This window comes from Chryseobacterium sp. C2(2020) (genome assembly GCF_014218915.1).
In the GTDB taxonomy this organism is placed as follows: domain Bacteria; phylum Bacteroidota; class Bacteroidia; order Flavobacteriales; family Weeksellaceae; genus Chryseobacterium; species Chryseobacterium mucoviscidosis.
This window is the reverse complement of record NZ_JACLCT010000003.1, coordinates 44,120-64,333: the sequence shown is the minus strand read 5'-3', so window position 1 is coordinate 64,333 and position 20,214 is coordinate 44,120. Positions and strand designations below refer to the sequence as shown.

16 protein-coding genes and 1 tRNA gene are annotated in these 20,214 nt (G+C 36.9%); 9 read left to right on the top strand and 8 right to left on the bottom strand.

Going from position 1 to position 20,214, the window contains the following annotated elements; all coding sequences use genetic code 11:
* Positions 1 to 13 precede the first annotated feature (13 nt).
* Complete coding sequence (locus H6W52_RS02705; RefSeq protein ID WP_116097129.1) at positions 14 to 817, bottom strand: alpha/beta hydrolase; 804 nt, start codon at positions 815 to 817, stop codon at positions 14 to 16.
* Positions 818 to 919: 102 nt separating this feature from the next.
* Positions 920 to 1,216, bottom strand: a complete 297-nt coding sequence (locus H6W52_RS02700; RefSeq protein ID WP_116097127.1) for an MGMT family protein — start codon at positions 1,214 to 1,216, stop codon at positions 920 to 922.
* 59 nt (positions 1,217 to 1,275) lie between these two features.
* On the opposite strand from H6W52_RS02700, the gene H6W52_RS02695 reads away from it, so the two are divergent.
* Positions 1,276 to 1,422, top strand: a complete 147-nt coding sequence (locus H6W52_RS02695; protein ID WP_185216449.1) for a hypothetical protein — start codon at positions 1,276 to 1,278, stop codon at positions 1,420 to 1,422.
* 12 nt (positions 1,423 to 1,434) lie between these two features.
* On the opposite strand, the gene H6W52_RS02690 is transcribed toward H6W52_RS02695, so the two are convergent.
* The 3 genes from H6W52_RS02690 to H6W52_RS02680 all read right to left on the bottom strand — a co-directional run bounded on the left by H6W52_RS02690 (position 1,435) and on the right by H6W52_RS02680 (position 4,437).
* Positions 1,435 to 2,526: an acyltransferase family protein gene (locus tag H6W52_RS02690; protein ID WP_228457511.1), complete on the bottom strand. Its 1,092-nt coding sequence runs from the start codon at positions 2,524 to 2,526 to the stop codon at positions 1,435 to 1,437.
* 264 nt (positions 2,527 to 2,790) lie between these two features.
* The gene (locus H6W52_RS02685; protein ID WP_116097123.1) at positions 2,791 to 3,765 is read right to left on the bottom strand and encodes a deoxyhypusine synthase family protein; all 975 of its coding nucleotides are present in this window, start codon (positions 3,763 to 3,765) and stop codon (positions 2,791 to 2,793) included.
* A gap of 27 nt (positions 3,766 to 3,792) precedes the next feature.
* On the bottom strand, positions 3,793 to 4,437 hold the full coding sequence (locus H6W52_RS02680; protein WP_116097121.1) for a hypothetical protein: 645 nt from the start codon (positions 4,435 to 4,437) through the stop codon (positions 3,793 to 3,795).
* A gap of 391 nt (positions 4,438 to 4,828) precedes the next feature.
* Here H6W52_RS02680 and H6W52_RS02675 point away from each other — a divergent pair, with 391 nt between their 5' ends.
* Genes H6W52_RS02675 through H6W52_RS02665 form a run of 3 tightly spaced genes read left to right on the top strand, consistent with a single transcriptional unit; the run spans position 4,829 to position 7,124 of the window.
* Positions 4,829 to 5,551, top strand: a complete 723-nt coding sequence (locus H6W52_RS02675; RefSeq protein WP_116097119.1) for a hypothetical protein — start codon at positions 4,829 to 4,831, stop codon at positions 5,549 to 5,551.
* Positions 5,552 to 5,556: 5 nt separating this feature from the next.
* Positions 5,557 to 6,312 carry a hypothetical protein gene (locus H6W52_RS02670; RefSeq protein WP_116097117.1) on the top strand — a complete coding sequence of 252 codons (756 nt, stop codon included), beginning with the start codon at positions 5,557 to 5,559 and terminating at the stop codon, positions 6,310 to 6,312.
* Between the two features lie 8 nt (positions 6,313 to 6,320).
* Positions 6,321 to 7,124, top strand: coding sequence for a hypothetical protein (locus H6W52_RS02665; RefSeq protein ID WP_116097115.1), 804 nt, complete (start codon positions 6,321 to 6,323; stop codon positions 7,122 to 7,124).
* Positions 7,125 to 7,131: 7 nt separating this feature from the next.
* Here the strand turns inward: H6W52_RS02665 and arfB are convergent, their stop codons facing one another.
* The gene (arfB, locus tag H6W52_RS02660) at positions 7,132 to 7,524 is read right to left on the bottom strand and encodes an alternative ribosome rescue aminoacyl-tRNA hydrolase ArfB (RefSeq protein WP_116097113.1); all 393 of its coding nucleotides are present in this window, start codon (positions 7,522 to 7,524) and stop codon (positions 7,132 to 7,134) included.
* A 3-nt stretch (positions 7,525 to 7,527) separates the two neighbouring features.
* Positions 7,528 to 8,562, bottom strand: a complete 1,035-nt coding sequence (locus tag H6W52_RS02655; protein ID WP_116097111.1) for an AMP-binding protein — start codon at positions 8,560 to 8,562, stop codon at positions 7,528 to 7,530.
* 100 nt (positions 8,563 to 8,662) lie between these two features.
* Here H6W52_RS02655 and H6W52_RS02650 point away from each other — a divergent pair.
* Positions 8,663 to 8,733, top strand: a tRNA-Gln gene (locus H6W52_RS02650).
* A gap of 159 nt (positions 8,734 to 8,892) precedes the next feature.
* On the opposite strand, the gene H6W52_RS02645 is transcribed toward H6W52_RS02650, so the two are convergent.
* Positions 8,893 to 9,183 (bottom strand): helix-turn-helix domain-containing protein, encoded by a 291-nt coding sequence (locus tag H6W52_RS02645; protein WP_116097109.1) that lies wholly within the window; start codon positions 9,181 to 9,183, stop codon positions 8,893 to 8,895.
* Between the two features lie 184 nt (positions 9,184 to 9,367).
* Between H6W52_RS02645 and ccoN the strand changes: the two genes are divergently transcribed.
* From ccoN to H6W52_RS02625, 4 genes are all read left to right on the top strand, one after another.
* Positions 9,368 to 11,647 (top strand): cytochrome-c oxidase, cbb3-type subunit I, encoded by a 2,280-nt coding sequence (gene ccoN, locus H6W52_RS02640; protein WP_116097107.1) that lies wholly within the window; start codon positions 9,368 to 9,370, stop codon positions 11,645 to 11,647.
* A gap of 16 nt (positions 11,648 to 11,663) precedes the next feature.
* The gene (locus H6W52_RS02635; protein ID WP_076390805.1) at positions 11,664 to 12,551 is read left to right on the top strand and encodes a cbb3-type cytochrome c oxidase N-terminal domain-containing protein; all 888 of its coding nucleotides are present in this window, start codon (positions 11,664 to 11,666) and stop codon (positions 12,549 to 12,551) included.
* Between the two features lie 295 nt (positions 12,552 to 12,846).
* Entirely contained in the window at positions 12,847 to 17,877 is a 5,031-nt protein-coding gene (locus H6W52_RS02630) for a translocation/assembly module TamB (RefSeq protein ID WP_116097105.1), read from the top strand.
* The gene (locus H6W52_RS02625) at positions 17,878 to 20,205 is read left to right on the top strand and encodes a BamA/TamA family outer membrane protein (RefSeq protein WP_116097103.1); all 2,328 of its coding nucleotides are present in this window, start codon (positions 17,878 to 17,880) and stop codon (positions 20,203 to 20,205) included.
* The last annotated feature ends 9 nt before the right edge of the window (positions 20,206 to 20,214 follow it).

Here is a 20,214-nt window from a genome sequence, read left to right as displayed (position 1 = left end):
AAACCGAAAACTCTTATTTATTGAGCATCTTATCAATAGCCGAAACAATTTTTTCAGCCTGAGTATTCATGGCTTCCAGATGATTTCCGGAATATTCCAAAAACTCTTTTGGCAAAGAAGCCTTGGTATAATTCTCAAATCCTTCCGAATAAGGAACCTCTTTATCTTCTTTACTGTGGATAAAAAGTTTGGAAAGACCTTCTGTATCCTGCAAATCTTCTTTGGCAGAATACGGCGAAACAACGTATTGGGAAATCACTTCCTTAAGTTCAGGTTTGTAATACATCGCAATATCTGTGAAAGAAGAAAGACTTCCGTCCATTACCAGTCCTGCAATTTTGGTCTTATTATTTTTCGCTAAATGAGCCGCAATCTGCGATCCCATGGAAGCTCCATACAGAATAATTTTTGTATTAGCAATTTCAGGTCTTTGCATCATTTTATCAAAGAAAATCTGTCCGTCTGATGCGATGTTAAGATGTGTTGGTTTTCCAGTTGACTTTCCATAACCGCGAAAATCGATCATTACTACCTGAAAATTATTTTCAACCAAAGGTTTCGTCATGAATAAATAGGTCGTAACATTTCCTCCTGCTCCGTGAAAGAATAAAACCGTCCCTTTTGCTTTTCCCGATTTTGGTTTTAAAATAATTCCTGTAATCGTATCGTTTTTTACAGGAAGAGAAAAATTTTCATATGTGAGCTCTTCTACAGGGCGAAGTACCTTACTTAGCTGATAAAAATTATCATCCATCTGCGCTTTGGAAAAGCAAACTGTTAATAAGAAAAGTGCGGAAAGTAAAATTTTTGTTTTCATTGTTTAATTTTTATGAAGCAAAACTAAACGTTAAACATATTTTACCCTAAAAAAACAGACTCAGCCGTAATTTTTCTCTGCTGAATAGTAATTATTCTCTTCTTACAGCTCTTCTAGCGGATCCCAGAACAGGTTTTTGAAATTTTTAATCCTGAAATTTTCCACAGTAATCCCTTCTGCTTCCAGTCTTTCCTGAAATTCCGGAACCGATAAAGTTCCTGAACTTGAAATTACGCGATGCGCAGGAACATCTTTAGGACAACCTCCCATTGCTTTTCCAACGTGGCGGGAATGATTGGGATAGCCCACTGCTTTGGCAATTGCTCCGTAACTCGTTACTCTGCCTTTCGGAACTAACTTAGTGATTTCCCAAACCTGCTTTTTAAATATTTCGTCCATTTTTGTTTTGCATTATTTTTGAATTGACCATTGAAATTCAATCTGTAAAATATAAAGTTATGAAAAAATCGTTTTTCCGCTTTTTGAATACAATAAATAAGGTAATTTTACCCAAATTAAGTGATAAAGACCCAAGCAAACTGACAAAAATTCAGAAAGGAATTCTTGCCTACCGTTATTTTGTCCTGATAAATTCGATGGATTAGACTGAGAAAAGTTTATTTAATTTTAGCAATTAATTTTCTGCATTTTTCATACAGAGGTTTTTCGATGAGCAGATAAATAATGATTGAACAAATCCACAACAGTACAAAATTTTTATCGGGAAGATAAATGTAGGATTTAAGTTTCATATTGAAATAACTCAAATGGATCAGGTAAAAAACAAATGAGGCATTTCCCAGAAGAATCAATAGTTTTGAAGAAAGAACCTTTGAAATCCATGTTTTTTCAGACATCAGTCCCCAAAAGAAAATAATGATCGCGATTGGAAGCAAAAATTCGTGAATCAGTCTTCCTTCCCATCGCTCTACTCCGTGAACAAAGTTATTCCGGGCAAAAAATGCAATGGCAATGATTAACAGAATAATTGAAACACCGCCCATTAAAGTAGACCGTTTTAATTTTTTTAAAAACTGAATACCTTTCTCTTTCTTCATTAAATAAGCCAGCAACATTCCGAAGAAAAACTCAGAACTTCTTCCGAAAAACGTGCTTCCTGTCATGAATTTCAGAGGATATAAAAAGCCTTCTGGATTTCCATTATATTCATGCAGACCATAACCGATTCCCCAACCTACAAGAAAAAATCCAGCTAAAAAAAGAATACAGTAGCTCCAGTTTTTTTTAAGCAAAAGAAATAAAAACGGAGCGAGAAGATAAAAGAAAAATTCTACCGTAAGCGACCAAGCCTGAACGATTCCTGAGACAGAGTACTTTTCAAATAAAGAGTAAAAAAGCGAATACTGTAAACAATAGGTATCTACATCTTTGGAATATTTTACATCCAGAAAAAAAGCGCTCAGCAAAATCCAGTACAGGGGAAAAATTCTGGCGATCCGCAGTAAAATGTATTTTAAATAAGATTTTTTGGACTCCAGAGGTTTTTCTTCGTATCGGTAAGCGAGTAAAAATCCGCTCAGGACAAAGAAAACCGTTACTCCGATATGCCATTCGCTGATGAAACGCATGATTTCAAACGGCAGATCATTACGCCAATATTTACGGTTATGATATACAAATACCATAATCGCTGCAACAGCGCGCATTCCTGTTAAAGCATCGAATTTATTTTTTTGAAAAGCTTCCAATTAGAATAAAAATATTTTAGTGTATCGATTTTCTGAACACGAAGTTCACAGAGTTTTTATTTTTATCTATAACTATTTTTGTTTCACAAAGCCGCTTCGCTTATAAAAAGATGAAAAGATCTTAAAACACACTTTGCGGTCTTAATAGAAGAGTGTTTCTGTGAACTTTAAAAATGTATTTCTAAAAAAATTATGAGTTATGTTTACTTAAAAAAATAAAAGGCTTACAAAATAAGCCTTTTATGTAAATTTATATTATTCTGATTAAGAATTTTCTAAAATATAAGAGAACATTAATGGTGCACAAATGGTTGCATCACTTTCAACGATGAATTTCGGTGTTGTGATATCCAGCTTACCCCAGGTAATTTTCTCGTTCGGAACTGCTCCGGAATAAGAACCGTAAGAAGTCGTAGAATCTGAAATCTGACAGAAATAAGACCAGAACGGAATGTCATGCATTTCCATATCCTGATACAGCATCGGAACCACACATATCGGGAAATCTCCGGCAATACCTCCACCAATCTGGAAGAAACCAACTCCTTTTCCTGATGAATTTTTAGTGTACCAATCTGCTAAATAAGCCATATACTCGATCCCTGATTTCATCGTAGAGAATTTAAGTTCTCCTTTGATGCAGTAAGATGCGAAAATATTACCCATTGTAGAATCTTCCCATCCCGGAACAACGATTGGTAAATTTTTCTCCGCAGCAGCGATCATCCATGAGTTTTCTCTCGGAATTTCATAATACTGTTCCAAAACTCCGGAAAGGATCATTTTGTACATATATTCGTGCGGAAAATATCTTTCTCCTTTATCATCTGCATCTTTCCAGATTTCATAGATATGTTTCTGTAATCTTCTGAAAGCTTCTTCTTCAGGAATACACGTATCTGTAACCCTGTTCAGACCTCTTTCCAAAAGATCCCATTCTTCCTGTGGCGTAAGATCTCTGTAGTGAGGAACTCTTTCATAGTGAGAATGTGCTACAAGATTCATTAAATCTTCTTCAAGGTTTGCCCCTGTACAAGAAATGAAATCTACTTTATCCTGACGGATCATCTCTGCAAGAATTTTCCCCAACTCCGCAGTAGACATTGCTCCGGCAAGAGTAATCATCATTTTTCCGCCATCCTTAAGATGTGCAACATATCCCTTAGAAGCATCCACCAATGCAGCTGCGTTGAAGTGCAGGTAGTACTTTTCTATGAACTCAGTTATCGGTTTGCTCATTTTTTATAATTTTTGCAAAGATAAAACTTAAAAACGGAATGTAGCGGCTGCACTTAAAGAAAGTCTCGTTAAACCTTCTTTTTGGTCTTCTCCGAATTCTACCGACTGTCCGTTAAAGCTCATTTTGCTAAGGGTTCCTCCGGAAAGTCCGATTTTCGGACCGATTAAAAAGTTCTTGCTTACTTCATACTGATAGGCAAAATCCAGTTCCGCTCCGAATGTTGTTCCTTTTCCTTTTACCGTTCCTGTTTTTGTGGTGTAGGTCATTGCTCCTAAAGCCACATCCATAAACAGTTTGTGCTTTGTTTCGTGAGCATCATTAGTTAACGTAAGTTCCGGACCGTAAAAATTAATCTGGTCTTTTGTACTTACATTTGCCGAAACAATATTTCCCATATTGTCTGCAACACTTAATCTTCCGCTTGTAGAAGCACTGTAGTTGGAATATTTGAACCCGATAAGAAGTCCTTTTTTTACTTCGTAGCGCAATGCAACATCGAAATTAAGACCGCTTTTAATTCCTTTGATGTATTCTTTCTGATCTCTCGGAATATTGTCCGGAGTTTTTGCCAGTCTCCACGCATAACCTACCGATGGAGAAATAGAAACTTTTTGCGCAAAAGAAAATACTGAGATTGAGAATAATCCCAATGCGAATAGTTTTTTGATCATTAGTTTAAAAATTTATTTAATATTTAAGAATTGGAGATCTCTAAATTACTTTCTGAAAATTCGCCGCAATATATAAAGAAAACCATAAACCTGAAAGGTTATAAAATGGAATATCTTTCTTTTTAATTCTATGCATTGAATATTAAAAACTTTGCAAAAAACCAATGCCACTGTGCGATTACCAGAATTATGAATATTTCTACAATAATTGAAAAAACAAAATAAATTATCTATCATAAAAAATTATTTAACAATTTTTCAATAAAATAATCATTATTATCAATTTTTTAACTTAATTTTGAACGGTTCAATTAACAGCGAACTAAAATTATTTAATACCGTTATCCGTTACCATTTGAAATTTTGTATAAAATTTTAAAAACTAATAAGAATGAAAAAAAACATACTTTCAGGATGTGTTGCCTTGTTTTTTTCTTTGCCGTTCTATGCGCAAGTAGGCATCAATACAAAAAATCCTGCAGCCACACTGCATATAGAACCTTCTTCTTCAGTAAGTCCTACAGGCAAAGACGGAATTATAGTACCCAAAGTACAAAATCTTCCTTCCGTAAATCCTTCAAGACTGGGACAATTTATTTTTTTAGAAAATAATGCTACTCTTGCCGACGGATTTTATTACTGGGATGGTTCCAGTTGGGTTTCATTTCCGGAATCCATCGACAGAAACGCAGACAATACCATATATTCTTTTGACGGACAAGGCTATACAGGAACGGCATTATCAAGAAATATTAATTTTTCGAGGTATATAAAAGCCACTACAGACGGGTTTACATTAAACAACAATACGATTACAGTGGGAAAAGCGGGATTGTATCTTATTTCTTTTACAGGAAACAGTAAGAAACCTTCCGGAGCGGAAGAGCATGCCAATTTTACTTTTTCAGTTCTGGTAAACGGAGTTCAGGCGTCTTCTGTTCAGACTTCGATGGCTGCAGAATCCACCGCTTCCGTAAGTACCGCTTTTTCATTTTTAAGAAGATTAAATGTGGGGGATAATTTAACAGCCACCGTAACAAAGTCGAACGAAGGTCCCAATAATTATCAGGCATTCGGAATTAATAATCTGACTTTATTTTTTATACAAAACTAAGAATCATGAAAAAAATACTGCTTCAATCTCTTTTTCTTCTTGCCGGAATATTGATAAAATCTCAGATAGGAATCAATAACACCAATCCTAAAGCCAGTTTACATCTTGATGCTAAAAATAAAATATTACCAGAGTCTACCGTTGGTTTGGGAGTTCCGGTAGTGGATAAGTTTCCCACAACATCGCCTTCCTCCAATCAGGACGGAATGTTAATCTATCTTAGAAATACTACAGATTCTAATTTGGAAGGATTTTATTATTGGGATCATGCGAAAAGCAATTGGGAATATATCATGGATCTTAAAGCTGCCGGACTGGATGTTTCCAAAACCATTGCTTCCGGAAGTTCTTTTTCTCCGAATAATATGAGCGGAAACGGTGTACAGTCCAGAACAATTCCTCTGACCACAATCAACAGTCTGGATCCCAGTTTCAGCCTTAGCAACGGAGGTCTGAAAATCGGGAAAACGGCAACTTATTATATTTTTCTTACAGGAGGAGTTTATAAAGATGCCGTAAATAATGTGAATGAATACATCACAGAGATTTTAATTAACGGAGTTTCAAATACGCAGCTTACCTCAACCAATACAGCTCCGGGAGGAGATACCGTTGGAAGATCTTCTACTTTTTATATTGCAACCATCTTTTCTTTAAATAAGGATGATATTTTAACTGTAAAAACAACAAGAACTACAACTGCCGCCAATACTGTAAGTGTTGATACTCCATATACTTTAACCATCATTAATTTAAACTAAGCAGCACCATGAATAAGCTCTCCATATTTTTTTTCGCCCTTGCATTTTTATGTACAGGTAAAGTAACGGCTCAGATAGGAATCAATAATCCGGCTCCCAAATCCACACTGGATGTTAAGCCCGACAATCAGGCAAATCCTTCGGGTATTTCCGGTGTTATTATCCCGAGAGTAAATGCTTTAAATACAACGGATATTAAAGAAAAAGGTCTTATGGTTTTTCTGAATTCTGCCGACGCTGCCCAAAAAGGATTTTACTGGTGGAACGGAACAGAATGGAAACGATTTTTGTCTTTAAGCAGGGTTTCCAGCAACAAATCTATTTTGTATGCCACAACAAAAAATACCTTCAAAGAAGGAAATATGACCGAGTTGGGTTCTTCCAACGACAGAACTTTAGATTTTGAAGATTTCACCACCAATGATGCTTCTAATTTTGAGATCAACACTTCCGGAGAACTTGTGGTAAAAAAAGCGGGATATTACCATATACAGGCAGCTTCTTTCATCAAAAAGAACAATGGAAACGATCTTAAAAGAGAACAGCTTGATATGAAAATCTATGTAAACGGAGTAACTGCATCCGCCAATAATCCCATAAATTTTGATCTTGAAGGAACAAAAAGCTTTCCGATTGGATTATATTCCATTGCGATAAATGCTACCGGTGTTTTGAAACTGAATGCGAACGACCGTTTATCAATGAAAATCATCAGAACGTACAGAGACACCGATCAGACAGGGAATCTGGTGATTATTCCGGATCAGAATACGAAATCCAATGTTACTTTACGATATATGGGAAATTTTTAGAACTGAATTAATATTTAAACTTCCGATTCTCTTTTTTATCTGATAATTTCTTTTTCGTGTCTAATCTTTTTTGCTTCTGAGCTTTTGAAGGTTTTGTGGCAAGACGCTTTTTAGGTACAACCAAAGCTTTATTCACGATTTCAAGGATCTTATCCGTCGCTTTATTTTTATTGGCAAGCTGCGTTCTGCTTTCTGAAACGGTTAAAAATAAAAATCCTTCCGCATTAATCCTGTTCCTGAGTTTTTCCTGAATAAGATTTTTCTGAAATTCATTAAAAAATCCGGATTCCTGAACATTCCAAAGAACCGTTACGGAAGTTTCCACCTTATTCACATTCTGTCCTCCTGCTCCGCTGCTGCGGGAAGTTTTAAAGCTTAGTTCTTTGGTAAAATCTTTCATTTTCTAAATGGTGTTGTTTAAAAGTTTTTTCAGTTCAATTCTATTAATTTTTCCATTGGGCGTTCTCGGAATTTTTTCAACAAAAACAATTTCTTTCGGCTTGTGAAAACTTTTTTCAAACTGAATTTCTTTTATTTTTGTAATTAAATCGTCCGATTTTTCGCCTTCAATTACTGCAATCAATTTTTGACCGAGACTTACATCATCAATTCCTAAGAAAACCACTTCATTCGGAATTTCTTTTTTTACCAGAGCTTCCAACTGTTCAGGAAATATTTTTGCACCGCCTGAATTGATTACATTGTCAATTCTTCCTAAAAATTTAAACTGCTTTCCATTTTTAATTTCAACTAAATCATTCGTTTGAAGAATTTCGGGATTTAATTTTGGAGCAAAGATTTTCAGACAATTTCTTTCGTCCAAAGATATTTCTACATTTTCAAAAACCGTAAAATATTCTTCAGAGTTTGGCAAAATTTGTTTTAATCCAATGTGAGAAAGGGTTTCAGACATTCCGTAGGTTTCGAAAATAAAGGTTTCAGAGTCTGAAGTTTTAAGAGCTTCCTTCATTTTCTTTTTCAGATCTTCAGAAACGGCAGCTCCGCCAATGATGAGATTTTTAATCAGGTACAGTTTATCTAAAGAATTTTCAACCTGAAGCGGAGTCATGGCGCAGAAATCGATTTTCTGGTCTAACGTTTCTACAGGTTTTACAGAAGGATCAGTAACAATTAATTTTAATTTCCTCATCATCGAACGAACGACCATCATTTTCCCTGAAATATATTCGACTGGAAGACAGATTAACGATGTATCTCCTTCTTTCAATCCCAAAAAATCGCAGGTCATCTCTGCGGAATTCATCATTCTGCTTTTTTCAATATCAAAAACTTTGGGAGTTCCGGTAGAACCGGAAGTCTGTACTTTTACCGTATCAGAATCCGAGAACCATTCTTCCAGAAAATTCTTCACCTTGATTTCGAATTCTGTTTTAAAGGATAATTGATTAATATTGAGATTCTTGAAGTCTATCTGCATCATTTCCGAGAATAAAATATACAGTAAATTTAAAAAAAAGTTTAATATTTTCTTGTATGTAATAAAAAAAGCTGTAAATTTGCACCACTAAAACAAACAGAGACTCATGGTGTAGCGGTAACACTACTGATTTTGGTTCAGTCATCTGGGGTTCGAATCCCTGTGAGTCTACAAAAACCATCCTTTTTTAAGGATGGTTTTTTGTTTCTGCTTTCTCAGAATTACAGATTTACTTTTTAATAAATTTTAAATTTTCTTCGTTTTTAATTCACTAAAAATAAAAGACTGCCCCAAAAGAAGCAGCCTTTCCGATTTTATATCTAACAATATTTATAAATACTCTTTAGGAACTTCAATTCCGTTCTTTTTCATGTATTCTACCAGATCATTATACTTATCTTCAAAACCGTTCCCGCATTTATCAGAAATACTGCATACATCAGAAGGTTTAATTTCTAAAATATCCGAAATTTTAGTTAAGATTTCCAGATTAATCTTCACTTTGGAATTTTCGATATCAGAATAGGCTTTCTGAGAAATCCCCATCTCAAAAGCCATATATTCCTGAGTAAAATCCTTACTCCGTCTTATTTTCCTGATGTTTTGTCCACATATTTTCATCTCTCTTGGTTTTAGTAGTTTTCGGTATATTTTAGAAGTATATCTATTAGACTTACACAAAGTTAGTAAATACCTTTGTCAAAACATTATTACACTACATGATATTTAATATTACCTTAAAATTTGTTTGTAGAATTAGGCTTTAATAGAAAAATATCAACCTCAGTACAACACAATAGGAATTATGGAGACGCAAAAATTTAATTATGACAATAATATTGTCAGAGCATTCCTCTATGCTACAATCGCATTCGGTTTGGTGGGTTTTTTACTTGGGCTTACTGCTGCGCTGATGCTTTTTTATCCTGAGCTTCCGGAATTTTTATTCGGAACCGATGATACAACGATTAAAAGTTTAGTATCTGGAAATATTCAGGGACTTATTAATACTCAGGGAGCTTTAGGTTTCGGGAGAATCAGAATGCTGCATACGAGTGCTGTAATTTTCGCTTTCGTCTGTAATTCCTTTTTCTGCGGTGCATATTACAGTATGCAGAGACTTCTTAAAACAAGAATGTACAGCGACACTTTATCATGGATTCATTTTTGGACATGGCAGATCATGATTGTTTCTGTGGTTATTACTTTCCTTATGGGAATCAACACCTCAAAAGAATACGCAGAACACGAATGGCCGATTGATATTTTAATTACCATTTCATGGGTTATTTTCGGGATCAATATGTTCGGAACCATTGCCAAAAGAAGGGTGCGACACCTTTATGTAGCCATCTGGTTTTACATGGGAACGTGGCTTGCCGTAGCGATGCTTCATATCTTCAATAATCTTGAAGTTCCGTTGTCTTTCACTACATGGAAATCTTATTCCATCTACGCAGGAGCTAAAGATGCTTTGGTTCAGTGGTGGTACGGTCATAATGCAGTGGCGTTCGTACTCACAACTCCGGTTCTTGGTTTAATGTATTATTTCTTACCGAAAGCGGCAGACCGACCTGTATTTTCATACAAATTATCAATTATCCACTTCTGGTCTCTGATCTTCGTTTACCTTTGGGCAGGACCACACCATTTACAATATACTGCGCTTCCGGCTTGGGCGCAGGCGGTGGGAACAGGTTTCTCCATCATGCTGATCGCTCCATCCTGGGGAGGAATGCTGAACGGATTGCTGACTTTGAGAGGAGCTTGGGACAAAGTAAGAGAAAATCCTATCTTAAAATTCTTCGTCGTTGCGGTAACATGCTATGGTATGGCAACCTTTGAAGGCCCGCTTTTAGCAACAAAATCTTTAAATAAAATTGGTCACTATACAGACTGGGTAATCGGACACGTACACATCGGAGCATTAGGATGGAATGGTTTCATGGCTTTCGGTATCGTTTATTATCTGATTCCGGTGATGTGGAGAACACAGCTTTGGTCCAGAAAATTAGCCAACTTGCATTTCTGGCTGGGAACTTTAGGAATTATTTTCTACGCCGTTCCGATGTATATTTCAGGATTTACTCAGGGATTAATGTGGAAACAGTTCAATCCGGACGGAACTTTAGTTTGGAAAAACTGGCTGGATACCGTAACTGCAATTATTCCTTACTATAAAATGAGATTCTTAGGAGGTCTGTTCTATATTTCAGGAGCCATTTTAATGGTGGTGAATGTTATCAAAACCGTCAGAGCAGGATCTTTCCAGAAAAACGTTCCGGCAGAAGCTCCGGCACTGGCAAACATCGGATCTGCAAGAAAAGAAGGCGAAGGAATTCACTTATGGATCGAAAGAACCCCGAAAATTATGGCAATATTGGCTTTCATTACAGTAGCCATCGGAGGTTTGGTAGAAATTATCCCGACATTAACCTTAAAACAGAGTGTTCCTACCATTACCGCAGTAAAACCTTACTCACCGTTGGAACTGGAAGGAAGAGATTTATACATCCGCGAAGGCTGTAACGCCTGTCACTCTCAGATGATCCGCCCTTTCCGTGATGAGATTGTAAGATTTGAAGGCAAAAACGGACAGTATTCCAAAGCAGGAGAATTTGTTTACGACAGACCATTCCTTTGGGGATCGAAAAGAACAGGACCGGATCTGCAGAGAGAAGGTGGAAGAAACCCGGATTCATGGCATTTCAAACACATGTATAATCCAAGAATTACCTCAGCGGGTTCTATCATGCCGCGTTTCCCTTGGCTGATCAGCAATACACTGGACAGAACAAAGACGGTAGACAAGATGAAATTAATGAAAAATTACTTTGACGTTCCTTATTCAAAAGCTGAAATAGATTCCGCCAATCAGTGGGCAGACAATCAGGCAAATGGTATTGTGAAAAGAATTTATTCTGAAGCGAAAGACGTGAAAGATCAGGTGGAAAAAGACCGTGTTGCAAAAGGAGCTTCATTCGTTCCACTGGAAAAAAGAGAAATCGTAGCCATGATTGCTTATCTGCAAAGATTAGGAACAGATATCAAAACCACTCAGATTCAAACTGCAAGTGCAGAATAATTTAAATTAAATTGACATGAAAACAAGAACCCCGATTTCAATCTACATTCTCGTAACAGTAGGTTTAACGATTATGGCGTTCGAAATGTTCGCGCACGATTCAGGATATTTTTCTTCACCTTTTTTCTGGGGATTAATGCTTATCGCCATTATTCTTCTTCTCATCATGAATTCCATCGGAGATTTAATTGAAGGTGAAAATTTTAAGAAATTATCAGACGAAGAAAAAGCAGCCTATATTAAAGATAAAAATACGCCTTACTTTCAGAAACTCTGGAATTCGGCATTCAAAAAGCAGTCTGCAACAGAGGAAAAAGATATTCTTATCGATCACGGATTCGACGGAATTACGGAGCTGGACAATTCTCTTCCGAAATGGTGGATCGGTTTATTCTACTTCGGGTGTATTTTCTGTGCGGTATATCTAATTGCTTTTACCTTTACAGATTATGCGCATCCGGATGCAGAACTGAATGCAGAAACCAAAACAATGCTTGCTTCTATTGCCGAGTTTGAAAAAACCGCCCCCCAGGTAACACTGGAAACTGCAAAATACAGTGCAGACAATATTGCGGAAGGTCAGGAATTATTTAAAACAAACTGCGTAACCTGCCACGGAGAAAACGGAAAAGGCGGAATTGGCCCTAATCTTACAGACACACACTGGATTAATGTACAACAGAAAAGCCTGTTTAAAAACGTAATCTGGATGCTGGAAAACGGCTCTCCCAACAATCCTACGATGAGACCTCTGATTAAAGAAGGAACCATTACAGGAAGAGATGCCGAAAAAATTGCAGCCTATATTTACCATATCAATCAGGAAACCCCTCCTATTACTCCGGCTCAGGGCGGTGCTGCCCCACAAGGAGAACAGGTAAAATGGGAGAACGGAAACGAATAAAAAATAATTATCTCAACACTTAAACCATGCCAAGCCCCCTATCCATACACTAACTAAACATTTTGAATTTTCATTTTTGCTAAACCTTTTCAACAGAAAAATGATTACGAAGGGGGCTTTTTAAACAATTCAAACCCGAGCCTTGACTGCCATTTTCAACTATTCACTTGACAATAAACTAAACTAAATTCCATAATTGGCAGTCGAGGCAGGGTTTTTGTATTAAGAAAAAGTGTACCACAACATAGTAACAGTACGGTAAGTATTGTTATATTTGTTATAAACCCGATCACTTTTGAAACTGAAAATCAATAAAAGAAAACTCTTAAAGCGTTTTGCAATTACCATTATATCCATACTGGTATTTTTTTCGTTATTAGTACTTAGTTTAAGACTTCCTGTTGTTCAGAACTTTATCAAAGACAAACTGGTTGTTTATCTGGAGAAAAAAATCAAAACAAAAGTTAGTCTCGAAAGAGTCTACGTCGGCTTTCCCAACAGTCTTGTAATGGAAAACCTTTATCTGAAAGGTCAGGATATCGACACTCTTTTGGCGGTAAAAAAACTGGATGTAGGTTTAAATATGCTGAAACTCATCAACTCCACCGCGGATATTACGTCCGTAGATCTGGAAGGAGCAAGAGCCAATGTAGTAAGAAAACCCGACGGAAAATTTAACTTCGATTATATTCTGGATGCTTTTGCAACAAGCGATAAGGAAGAAAGTGCCTCCAAACCGTTCATTATTTCTTTAGATAAAATCAATCTGAAAGACATCGGTGTTACCTTTAACGATCAGCAATCCAGAAATGATATTCAGCTTTACTTTAAATCTTTTGATACAAGGGTAAAAACATTTGATCTTCAAAAGAATTCTTACGCCGTAAACGACATCAATTTAGACGGCTTAAAACTGAAACTGAAGCAGGATCTTGTAGAAGAAGTTTCCAAAAAAGTAGAGAAAAAAGTCGATTCTCTTAATAACAAAAAGCCCATGCAGATTAGCTTAAGAGGAATTAAACTCACCAATTTCAACATTGATTACGGAGATGACAATACCAAAACTTTCGCTAAAGTTTTATTTAAAGAACTAAGCACGAAAGTGAATAAACTCGATCTGGAAAACAATGCCTACAATGTGGATAATGTATTCCTTTCCGGAGCCGATATTAACGCCAATTTATATCTTCCTGCGAAAAATGCCAATCCGAAAACGGAGCCGGAAGCTTCAAAACCTTCGGAAAAAGAAAAAGCACTCAGTCTTCTTTTAGGAAAATTTGTTTTAAATGATGTAAAAGTCGCCTACAACAATACCGCAATTGCTCCTGCCAAACAGGGAATGGATTTCAATCATCTGAATTTTTCCAAACTCAATCTTGAAGTCAGAAGTTTCAAAATGCAGGACAATACTTTTGCAGGAAACGTAAATTCCGCAGAAATTCAGGAAGCAAGAGGACTGGATATTCAGAAATTCAATACAGATTTTGTGTATAATGATAAACAGGCTTATTTAAAAGATCTTTATTTGCAGACACCGAGAACCATTCTTCGCGATGAGGTCGTATTAAATTACAATTCAATAGAACAGTTAAGCTCAAATTTAGGAGCCGTACAGATTTCAGCCAACATCAAAGATTCAAAGATCGGATTTTCGGATATTCTGAATATTGTTCCGACCTTAAGAAATACCACGCCTTTCAACAAATATCCCAATGCGGTTTTAAATGTTAATGCCAATGTAAAAGGAAGTGTCAATGATTTATTGATTAATAATCTGAAAATTTCAGGTATCGATCAGCTAAGAGTTGCCGCATCAGGAAGAGTGAAAAATGCAATGAATCCGGATCAGTTGTATTACGATCTGAAAATTGCGGAATTATCTTCATCAGCAAAAACCATCTACAATCTGGTTCCCAAAAATACAATTCCGAAAAATATTTCGCTGCCTTCCAATTTCAGCATCAAAGCAATCGCAAAAGGAACTACGAAAGTGGTTGCAACAGACCTTAACCTCTACTCTACGCTTGGAAATGCTTCCGTTAAGGCAAATGTGGATATGCGCAGAAAAAACAGGGAACTGTATGATGTAAAAGCCAATCTTCAGGGACTTCAGTTGGGGAAAATCATCCAGAATAAAGAGATCGGAGCCATTTCTGCACAGATTTACGCGAAAGGAGAAAGTTTCGATTTTAAAAATGCCAATGCAGATCTTAAAGGTCATGTTGCTTCGGCTGTTTACAAAGGATACCGTTATCAGAACATGAATCTTACCGGAAAAATCCGCCGCGGAGTGTATAACGTTGTTTTAAATTCAAAAGATCCGAATGCGAACCTGATGTTAACCGCTTCCGGAGTGTACAACGAAAAAAATCCAACGGTAAAAGTAAACGGAGAAGTAATAAAATTAGACCTCAACAAACTGGGATTCTATAAAGATCCGATGATTCTTGCCGGAAAAATAGACGGAGATTTTTCTAATCTTGATCCCGACAATCTGAACGGTTATCTGAATTTAAAAGACTTTGCTTTTTCGGATACCAAAGAAGTGTACCCGATTCAGGAAGTGAATTTAAAAGCGTCTTCAACCGCAGATTCTACGAATATTATTTTCAATTCCCAGATTGCAGATGTCGAATTAAAAGGAAAATATAAGCTGACACAGATTTTCGGTGCTTTGTCAAACACAATTAACCAATATTATCAGTTTCAAAAGCCAGGAAAAGCACAGAAAATTCAGGCAGGACAGTTTTTCACCTTCAATGCAAAAATTAAAAATGATAATCTGATCAGAAAATTTGTTCCGGAACTGAAAAGTTTTGAAACCATTAATTTAAATGGAAATTACGATGCAGATTCTCAGAAAATTGAGATCGACGGACAGATTCCGCAGGTTCTTTACGGTGAAAATTCCATTGAAGACGCTACCATAAAAGTAACGAACGAAAATAATGCTTTACAATACAATCTTTATGTTGCAGGATTAAAAAGCTCCAGTTTCGCACTGAATAAAGTAGGAATTACAGGAGATGTTGCCAATAATATCATCAATTATAACATCACCACGAAAGACCAGAAAGAGGTTACCCAATTCCTGATTGCCGGAAATGCAAAATCACTGAACGACATCACGGAAATTTCTTTAAATCCGAATGGTTTAAAATTAAATTATTCTGACTGGACGGTTTCCGAAGGAAATAAAATACAGATCGGCAATAACGGAATTCTCGCAGATAATTTCAGACTTTCCAACGCAGGAAGCGAAATTGCCTTACAATCTGAAAGCCAGGCTCCGAATGCTCCGCTGAATGTTTCTCTGAAGGATTTTAAGATTGAAACCATCACCGAATTAATTAAAAAAGATACGGTTTTGGCAAGAGGAACCATCAACGGAACGGCTCAGCTTAAAAATATTACGAAAAATATGACCTTCACTTCGGATCTTAATGTATCTGATCTGATTGTCTATGGAAATCCGGTAGGAAATCTTGCCATAAAAGTCAATAATAATGCTCCGAATCTTCTGAATGCGGATATTGCACTTTCCGGAAATAACAACGATGTGAAAATTCTGGGAGATTACAATACTTCTTCCAGCACATTTGATATGAATATGGCGATCAATCAGCTTCAAATGAAATCTGTACAGGGATTCTCGATGAATGCGATAAACAATACGGAAGGTTATCTTTCAGGAAACCTGAAGATTACAGGAACAGCATCCAAACCGAATATTTTAGGTAAAGTAAAATTCAATGATGTAGGTTTGGAAATAGCAAAAACAGGAAGTGATTTCAGAAAACTGAATGACGAAATCAGCTTTACCAACCGCGGAATTGAGTTTGATAATTTTAAAATTAAAGATAAAGACGGAAACGCGCTTAAAGTGGACGGACAGGTTCTTACGCAGACATACAGAGATTTTGCCTTTAATCTTGATGTAGATGCACAGAATTTCAAAGTAGTGAATTCTGAAAAATCCAACGATGCCATTATGTACGGCGTTCTCTCTATTGATGCAGGATTACACATCCGCGGAGACTTAGATTTGCCGAAGGTGGACGGAAGACTGGCTGTTGCAGACAACACCGACTTTACTTTTGTGCTTCCGCAGTCTTCTCCTACGCTTCAGGAAAGAGACGGAATTGTAGAATTTATCGATCAGGATCAGGTTGTTTTAAACAAAACCGTGAAGGCAGATTCTTTAAATTCCCAGAGTAAAATTAAGGGAATGGACGTGAGTGTGAACATCGAAATCAGTAAGAAAGCAAAAATGTCTTTACTGATTGATAAAGCCAACGGAGATTTTGTGAAACTTCAGGGGGAAGCGGAATTAACGGGCGGCGTCGATCCATCGGGAAAAACCACGCTTGTCGGAGTTTATGAAGTGGAATCCGGAAGTTATGAAATGACGGTAAGTGTTCTGAAACGTAAATTTGATATTCAGAAAGGAAGTACCATTACATGGACCGGAGAACCGACAACGGCAAATCTGGATATTACCGCCGTCTATAAAACCGAAGCCGCCCCAATTGATCTTGTGGAACAGCAGATCAGCGGAGAACAGGCTTCCACACTCAATCAGTTTAAGCAGAGAATTCCTTTCAGCACGTTACTGAAAATGAAAGGCGAACTGCTGAAACCTGTAATTACTTTTGATATTACGACAGACGAAAAAAATAACGCGGTTTCTTCCACGGTTACAGATATTGTAGATCAGAAACTTGCCCAGTTGAGAACTCAGGAATCTGAAATGAACAAACAGGTTTTCGCACTGCTTCTTCTCAACAGATTTATAGGGGAAAATCCTTTTGAATCCGGAGCGGGACTTTCGGGAGAAATGCTGGCAAGACAGAGTGTGAGTAAAATTCTTTCCCAACAGTTAAATAATCTTGCCTCGGATCTCATTAAAGGAGTGGATCTTAATTTTGATCTTGAATCTTCTGAAGATTATTCTACAGGATCTAAAAATACGAGAACAGACCTGAATGTAGGGTTAAGTAAAAAATTACTGAACGACCGTCTGAAAGTTTCTGTAGGAAGTAATTTTGCACTGGAAGGAGAAGCGCGGCAAAATGAAAACATGACGAATATCGCAGGAGACGTAACGGTGGATTACAGCCTTTCCAGAGACGGAAGATATATGCTTCGCGCATACCGTAAGAACGAATATCAGGTTGCGCTTCAGGGGCAGATCGTAGAAACAGGCGTAGGATTTATCATCACTTTGGACTATGACAAGTTCCGCGATATTTTCCAGAAATCTAAAAACAGAAAGCAGAAGGAATCCAGAAAAAACCAACAAAACCAAGTTGTAGAATTTAAGTAAATGAAAAAAAGTTATCAGACCTATTTTAAATTTTTAATCACCTGCGGAATGGCTTCTGCAACCCTTTCCTGCAGCAATACAAGATTTCTGAAGGAAGGACAGATGCTTTACACAGGTGCGGAAGTGAAGATTGAAAACGACACTTTGCCGAAAAAGGAAAAGAAAGATCTTCAAAGCGCGCTTCAGGATAAGCTGACTCCTAAACCGAACTCTTCATTTTTAGGATTAAGACCTAAACTGTATTTTTATAATATTGCCAAAGAGCCGAAAAAAGAAAAAGGCTTCAACTACTGGCTGAAATATAAAGTGGGAGAAAAACCTGTTTTGCTGGGTGATGTAGACCGCGAATTCAATAAAGATATCATTGTTAATTATTCTGAAAACAAAGGATATTTCAATGCAAGAGCTACCTATGATACGGTTGCCAAAAATAAAAAAGCTAAGGTAATTTACACTTTAAAACCGGGAGCAAGATATCTGATCAGCAATGTAAAATTCCAGAAAGATTCTTCACTGGTAAATCAGGAAATCCAGAATCTGAAAGACAACACGCTTTTGAAGCAGGGAAATCCTTTCGATCTGGATGTGATAAAATCTGAAAGAGAAAGAATAGATAACCGACTGAAAGAAAGAGGGTTTTATTATTTCCATCCCGACAATCTCATTGTTCAGGCAGACAGTACAGTAAGCAAAAATCACAAGGTGGAACTGAATGTGAAGCTGAAGGATAATACGCCGGATCTGTCTACGCAACAATTCAGCATTGATAAAGTAATTGTTTTCCCGAATTACAGTATTCAGGATGTGAAACAGGGGAAATATTCGATTCCAATGAACACAGATTCGCTTCAGAAATATGAACACGGCGATATCTACGTTATCGATCCTCAGAATAAATTTAAACCGAAAATATTCGACAGAGCATTATATTTTAAAAAAGGAGATCTGTACAATAGAACCAATCATAATCTTACGCTGAATAGGCTCATCAGTCTTGGTGTTTTCAAATTTGTGAAAAATGAATTCATTGTTTCAGATTCTTTACAGCATAAATTTGACACGTATTATCTTCTGACTCCGAGAGAATTGCAGTCGCTTCGTCTGGAAGCTTTGGGAAGAACCAATTCTGCAAACTACGCCGGAAGTGAAGTGAATCTTAACTGGACTCACCGTAATTTTTTCCGCGGCGCCGAACAGTTTAAAGCTTCTGTTTACGGTGCTTTTGATTTCCAGATCGGAGGTCCTGAAAATGCGAAAAATATTTTCAGAACGGGAGCCAATGCGCAACTTTCGATTCCGAGGATTGTTGCACCTTTCAGATTTAATTCTTCAAGCGCATTTGTTCCGAGAACCAATATTTCGGTAGGCTACGAATTCCAGAACAGAACAGAAGATTATTCCCTCAATACTTTTACGGGATCTTTTGGGTACAATTGGAAAGAAAACGCACGAAAAGAACATGATCTGAAGATTTTTGACATCACGTATGTTTCTCCGGCAAATATTACAGATGCTTATCGAGAGGTTTCTCAAAATAACGATGCTTTAGAAAGAGTGGTAAAACCTCAGTTGATATTCGGACCGATTTATTCCTATACGTATACCAACACGATGCTCCAGAAACCAAATACTTTTTATTATAAAGGAACTTTGGATCTTGCAGGAAATTTAACCGGTTTAATTACAGGAGCGAATGTTGAAAAAGATAAAGAAAGAAAAATTTTCGGTGTTCCGTTCAGTCAGTTTGCCAAAATTGAGAATGATTTCAGGTTTTATCATAAATTCAATGAAAAAACGTCTTTGGCGACAAGAGCTATTGCGGGAGTTGCCTATCCTTACGGAAATTCGGAATATATTCCTTTTTCCAGACAGTTTTTCTCGGGAGGAAGCAACAGTGTGAGAGCCTTCCGCGCAAGAACTTTAGGACCGGGAAGTTTTGATCCGAGAACCATTAAACCCGGCTATTATTTTGATCAGTCGGGAGATGTAAAACTTGAACTGAATGCGGAATACAGAGCCAATCTCTATAAATTTTTAAATGTTGCCTTGTTTGCCGATGCCGGAAATGTATGGCTGATTAATGAAGATTCCCAAAGACCGGGAGCTAAATTTTCTAAAGAATTTTTAAGCGAAATGGCTGTAGGCGCAGGTTTTGGTCTGAGACTTGATTTCTCTATCCTGATCCTGAGACTGGATCTAGCCATGCCATTGCGCGTTCCTTATTATGAAAAGGGCGAAAGATGGACATTTGATAAAATTAATTTCGGAGATTCGAGCTGGAGAAAAGATAATCTTATCCTGAATATCGCCATCGGATATCCTTTCTAAACCAAACCA

What these genes read in the sequence shown, in the direction of transcription:
- H6W52_RS02705 (WP_116097129.1), bottom strand. Translation starts at nt 817, where the DNA reads ATGAAAACAAAAATTTTACTTTCCGCACTTTTCTTATTAACAGTTTGC.
- H6W52_RS02700 (WP_116097127.1), bottom strand. Translation starts at nt 1,216, where the DNA reads ATGGACGAAATATTTAAAAAGCAGGTTTGGGAAATCACTAAGTTAGTT.
- H6W52_RS02695 (WP_185216449.1), top strand. Translation starts at nt 1,276, where the DNA reads ATGAAAAAATCGTTTTTCCGCTTTTTGAATACAATAAATAAGGTAATT.
- H6W52_RS02685 (WP_116097123.1), bottom strand. Translation starts at nt 3,765, where the DNA reads ATGAGCAAACCGATAACTGAGTTCATAGAAAAGTACTACCTGCACTTC.
- H6W52_RS02680 (WP_116097121.1), bottom strand. Translation starts at nt 4,437, where the DNA reads ATGATCAAAAAACTATTCGCATTGGGATTATTCTCAATCTCAGTATTT.
- H6W52_RS02675 (WP_116097119.1), top strand. Translation starts at nt 4,829, where the DNA reads ATGAAAAAAAACATACTTTCAGGATGTGTTGCCTTGTTTTTTTCTTTG.
- H6W52_RS02670 (WP_116097117.1), top strand. Translation starts at nt 5,557, where the DNA reads ATGAAAAAAATACTGCTTCAATCTCTTTTTCTTCTTGCCGGAATATTG.
- H6W52_RS02665 (WP_116097115.1), top strand. Translation starts at nt 6,321, where the DNA reads ATGAATAAGCTCTCCATATTTTTTTTCGCCCTTGCATTTTTATGTACA.
- arfB (WP_116097113.1), bottom strand. Translation starts at nt 7,524, where the DNA reads ATGAAAGATTTTACCAAAGAACTAAGCTTTAAAACTTCCCGCAGCAGC.
- H6W52_RS02655 (WP_116097111.1), bottom strand. Translation starts at nt 8,562, where the DNA reads ATGCAGATAGACTTCAAGAATCTCAATATTAATCAATTATCCTTTAAA.
- H6W52_RS02645 (WP_116097109.1), bottom strand. Translation starts at nt 9,183, where the DNA reads ATGAAAATATGTGGACAAAACATCAGGAAAATAAGACGGAGTAAGGAT.
- ccoN (WP_116097107.1), top strand. Translation starts at nt 9,368, where the DNA reads ATGGAGACGCAAAAATTTAATTATGACAATAATATTGTCAGAGCATTC.
- H6W52_RS02635 (WP_076390805.1), top strand. Translation starts at nt 11,664, where the DNA reads ATGAAAACAAGAACCCCGATTTCAATCTACATTCTCGTAACAGTAGGT.
- H6W52_RS02625 (WP_116097103.1), top strand. Translation starts at nt 17,878, where the DNA reads ATGAAAAAAAGTTATCAGACCTATTTTAAATTTTTAATCACCTGCGGA.